General features: G+C 69.2%; 2 protein-coding genes and 2 pseudogenes. 2 read left to right on the top strand and 2 right to left on the bottom strand.

Annotated elements, in window-relative coordinates; all coding sequences use genetic code 11:
* Nucleotides 1-156: 156 nt before the first annotated feature.
* A pseudogene (locus ABZ297_RS46675) lies at nt 157-378 on the top strand (ISKra4 family transposase); the annotation flags it as partial.
* Between the two features lie 197 nt (nt 379-575).
* Here ABZ297_RS46675 and ABZ297_RS46670 read toward each other — a convergent pair.
* The gene (locus tag ABZ297_RS46670) at nt 576-1,349 is read right to left on the bottom strand and encodes a maleylpyruvate isomerase N-terminal domain-containing protein (protein WP_355361032.1); all 774 of its coding nucleotides are present in this window, start codon (nt 1,347-1,349) and stop codon (nt 576-578) included.
* A 358-nt stretch (nt 1,350-1,707) separates the two neighbouring features.
* Between ABZ297_RS46670 and ABZ297_RS46665 the strand changes: the two genes are divergently transcribed.
* On the top strand, nt 1,708-1,986 hold the full coding sequence (locus ABZ297_RS46665; RefSeq protein ID WP_350809890.1) for a hypothetical protein: 279 nt from the start codon (nt 1,708-1,710) through the stop codon (nt 1,984-1,986).
* Nucleotides 1,987-2,021: 35 nt separating this feature from the next.
* Here the strand turns inward: ABZ297_RS46665 and ABZ297_RS46660 are convergent.
* Nucleotides 2,022-2,373: pseudogene (locus ABZ297_RS46660) on the bottom strand (transposase); the annotation flags it as partial.

Below are 2,373 nucleotides of genomic sequence, written 5' to 3'. Positions count from 1 at the left end.
ACCCCGACGGCGCCCCGGTCTACGTGTCGCCGTACTCCTCCGAGTGCTCCACGAAGTACAGAGTTACGTCCACCGGTCTTGTGGGACTGCGGAGGGTTCGGTTGAGGTGGGGCCGGGCTGGCAGGCTGCACTCGTGGCCCTCAACGATGCCTGGCAGCAGGATGGCCGATCGCCACGGGCATCGTGGAAGGCGCCTGCCGCCACCTGATCGGCGACCGCCTGGACATCACCGGAGCCCGATGGTCACTGGGCGGCGCCGAAGCCGTCCTGAGACTCCGCGCACTGCTCGCCAACGGCGACTTCGACCGTTACTGGACCTTCCACCTCGACCAAGAACACCAGCGCAACCACCGGGCCCGCTACCGACTCGCTGCTTGATCTACGAGGTCAGTCTCAGCAATCTGCACCCGCCGCGCACTGTCCCCAGTCGAGCGCGAGCCGCCCGCAGGTGTGCCTTTCGCCCTTGAACAGCAGGCCCGCAGCCTGCCCGCAGCCGCGCGATGTCCGCAACCCCGTGCCCAGTGGCGCCCGCAGGAGCGCGCGCACAACCGACAGATGCCTCACAAGTGCGCGTTTTATGCGTTCGGGTCCCAGTCTGCGAGCTGCTCCATCGGCTCGGTGTCGCCGGTGGTCTCCAGGCCGTCGAGCGGGACGCGCTCGTAGAAGTAGAGGACCAGTTCGCTCGCTGCGCCTCGCATCGCCATGCCGCCCGGCTCCGCGTCGGCGGCGAGGTCGTCGCAGCGGACGCCGTCGGCGTTGAGGGTCAGGCGCCAGGAGCGGCCCTCGGTCGTGTGCAGGTCGATGGTCGCCGGCTTGAACGGCCAGGGGACGGTCGTCGCCGAGACGGTCGTCAGGAACTCGTCGACGCCCTCGACCGCGACGTCCGTCGGCAGCGGCTGTGCGGCCCCCTGGGTGAGCTGGGCGTCGTAGGTGTGGACGGCGATCTCCTGGATCTGGTGCCGGGCCACGGCTCCGCTGGTCTCCGGGGCCTGCGAGCGGCCCCACCAGGTCCAGCAGCCGCGGTCCGGGCCGGCCTCGCGCATCGCGTCGAGCATGAGCTCGGTCGACTCGGCGAGCCAGGCGTCCAGGGCTTCGCGGTCGCGGGGCGCGGTCGGGGCGCCCTTCGGGTCCGTCCTCGCCGGGGGCTCAGCGCCCGGGCCCGCCGCGACGATGGCGGCCTGGCGGCGGCGGCCGTCGCCGAGGTGCTGCGCCAGTTCGCGCAGCGTCCAGTCCGGGCAGGTCGGGACCTGGACGTCAAGGTCGGGGGCGGACGCGATCGCGGCGCGGAACGCGGCCGAGCGGTCTTCGATCAGCCGCAGGACCTCGGGGAACTCCAAAATGTTTTGCACCTCGGTTGTGTATCACGGCGCTCCGGCCGCCGGGTAACGAAATTGTCGGACGAACGCGTCGACGGCCGGGCGGAGCGCCGGCGCCGAAGTCGTCCTGAGACTCCGCGCACTGCTCGCCAACGGCGACTTCGACCGCTACTGGACCTACCATCTGGGCCAAGAGCACCAGCGCAACCACCAGGCCCGCTACCAACTCGCTGCTTGACCTACGAAGTCACTCCCAGCAATCCGCACCCCTGGCCGATGTCAGCGGCCTGAGTAGCGTGCGGCCCAGCGGCGCCAGCGCCAGAGGAGTGAAACGAGAGCTAGTGCTCTGACCGGGAATGTTCACCGGATGGGCCCGGGGTAGCCTGCGCCCGTGAAGGTCTATCCCCTCTGGCACATCAGCCACCAGAACGAAGCCGGCCCCAACGACGAGACGATTCACCTCGACGACGAGGGCGTGTTCATCAACGAGCAGGACGGCGACGACGTCAAGCTGCTCGGCATCTACTCCTCCGAGGCCGTGGCCGAAGAGCGGATCCGCCGCGCGCGTCTTCTACCGGGCTTCGCCGACGAGCCAGACTGCTTCCAGATCGGAGAGTACGACCTCGATGAGGACCACTGGACCGAGGGCTTCGTCCGCGTGCCGGTCTAGGCCTTCGGGTGAGCGACCCTGCAGAGGCAGGCCGTTCACGCCGCTTCGGTGAATGTCCTTCCTCCCCAGCGAAGGCCCTTTCGCTGCGGATGCGCGCGCGTTCCTTGCGTTGGGCGGCCAGGACGTCGGGATGGCGGGCGTTCGCGTTGCGCCAGCGCAGGTAGGCGTGCAGCGCGCGGGTCTGGACCGTGTGGTTCGGATAGTTCGAGTTGGCGAGCGTGAACTGTCGCAGCGGTCCGAAGTGCGCCTCGATCGGGTTCGCCCAGGACGCGTTGGTGGGCGTGAAGCACAGGTGGACGTTGTTGTTCTTCGCCCAGCGCAGGATCTTCTTGCCGTTGTGGGCGGACAGGTTGTCGAGGATCACGTAGACCGGGGCGCCGTCGGGGC

Source organism: Nonomuraea sp. NPDC005983, assembly GCF_040614375.1.
In the GTDB taxonomy this organism is placed as follows: domain Bacteria; phylum Actinomycetota; class Actinomycetes; order Streptosporangiales; family Streptosporangiaceae; genus Nonomuraea.
The sequence above is the reverse complement of the archived record's forward strand: the minus strand, read 5'-3'. Positions and strand labels throughout refer to the sequence as shown.